The sequence below is a fragment of the Pseudobacteroides sp. genome (genome assembly GCF_036567765.1).
Classification (GTDB): domain Bacteria; phylum Bacillota; class Clostridia; order Acetivibrionales; family DSM-2933; genus Pseudobacteroides.
This window is the reverse complement of sequence record NZ_DATCTU010000050.1, coordinates 1-1,556: the sequence shown is the minus strand read 5'-3', so window position 1 is coordinate 1,556 and position 1,556 is coordinate 1. Positions and strand designations below refer to the sequence as shown.

The following is a 1,556-nucleotide window of genomic DNA, read 5'->3' as shown; positions in this document are numbered from 1 at the left end:
GAATTAGCATTGCTGCAAGAGAGCAAAATACCGTCGCTAATAACAACTCGCTTGATAGTGAATACACTTATTTTTATTCATTGCCGACCCATGGCAGCCTTGAAGGAACAGAGCCTTTTTTGATTTATATACCAGAGCCATTTTACTTAGGCACTGATCAGTTCACGTTTTATGTCTATGATGGTGAATATTATAGTAATATCGCGACGGTCACGATAACTATTAATAAAAAATACACGAACTACCTCCCAATTTTACATAAATAATAACTAAAACTTGCAGAAATCCCTGGGGTTGAAAGCCTGAAGTGTCTTTGTACCGCTGGATGAGGGATTAAATCCATGAAATTGATGCAAAAACGATACAAAAAGTGTAATCTGTGGTATATATCAAATAATGAAAATATATTATTATCTGTTAACCTCTTTGTTTTATTTTTCTTCTTAGTATCTAAACGATAAAGAAGGTTGTCCAAAATGGCATAAAGTTTGCATGGTGATACGATGATATTTATTTATCATAGAGAGGATGCCTATGAAAAAATACTTCTTAAATGTCCATTTGTAGTATTACATGTCGCGTCGGAGATTAACAAAATTGCATTACCCTAAAAGGAGATTAAGATGAAAAAAAGAATACCAGTTATTTGTGCCCTTGTTCTCTTTGCTTTTTTCTTCCAACTGATACCGATTTTACCGCGAGCATCCGTAGAAGCCGCAGGTGTGTGTCAGGTTGGTGAAAAAGATGAAGAGGTGGTTGTTAGAGTTTATTATAAAAATATCAAACAAATTGATCTGCTTTCTTCGTTTGATTTGTTTGAATATAACAACCAATCGGAAAAATATGTGTTAGTCGCTATAGCGAAATCCAGAATTCCTGAGATAGAAAAATTAGGCTTTACCGTCTCGATCGATGAAACTGAGACAAAGAATTACAAAGCCCTTGATTTACTTCGTTCTCAAGCCATCAATACTATCCCAGGGTATAGTTGCTATCGCACTGTGGAAGAGACATACGCAACAGCCCAGACAATCGCCAATACATATCCAAACTTAGCTACATGGATTGATGTAGGCGATTCATGGGAGAAGAGTGTGGGTCAACCTGATGGTTATGACATGATGGTATTAAAACTGACCAATAACCAAATTCAGATTGAAAAGCCCAGGTTGTTTATTATTGCCTCTATCCATGCCCGAGAGTATACACCAGCTGAAACTGCTTTACGGTTTGCAGAGTTTTTGGTCAATAATTACAACAGTGATCCAGATGTAACCTGGATATTGGACTATCATGAAATTCATATTATGTTCCAGGCAAACCCAGATGGGCGTAAAGAAGCCGAAAGCGGCAGCTCCTGGCGTAAAAATACAAATGAGAATTACTGCGGAGTAACCAGTAGTAACCGTGGAGCTGATTTGAACCGCAACTTTAACTATCAATGGGGTGGTGCAGGTTCTAGCTCTAACGCTTGTGATGCAACTTATCGCGGTCCTGCAGCGGATTCAGAACCTGAAACTCGGGCAATTAGGGATTATATGCTTTCCCACTTCCCC

General features: G+C 38.2%; 2 protein-coding genes. Both read left to right on the top strand.

The genetic code is table 11. The features are described 5' to 3' along the window. Nucleotides 1-266: Ig-like domain-containing protein (locus VIO64_RS08630; RefSeq protein ID WP_331917170.1), on the top strand; the 266-nt coding region annotated here is incomplete at its 5' end. 357 nt (nt 267-623) lie between these two features. Beyond that, a partial coding sequence (locus VIO64_RS08625; protein WP_331917168.1) for a M14 family zinc carboxypeptidase occupies nt 624-1,556 on the top strand: 933 nt, incomplete at its 3' end.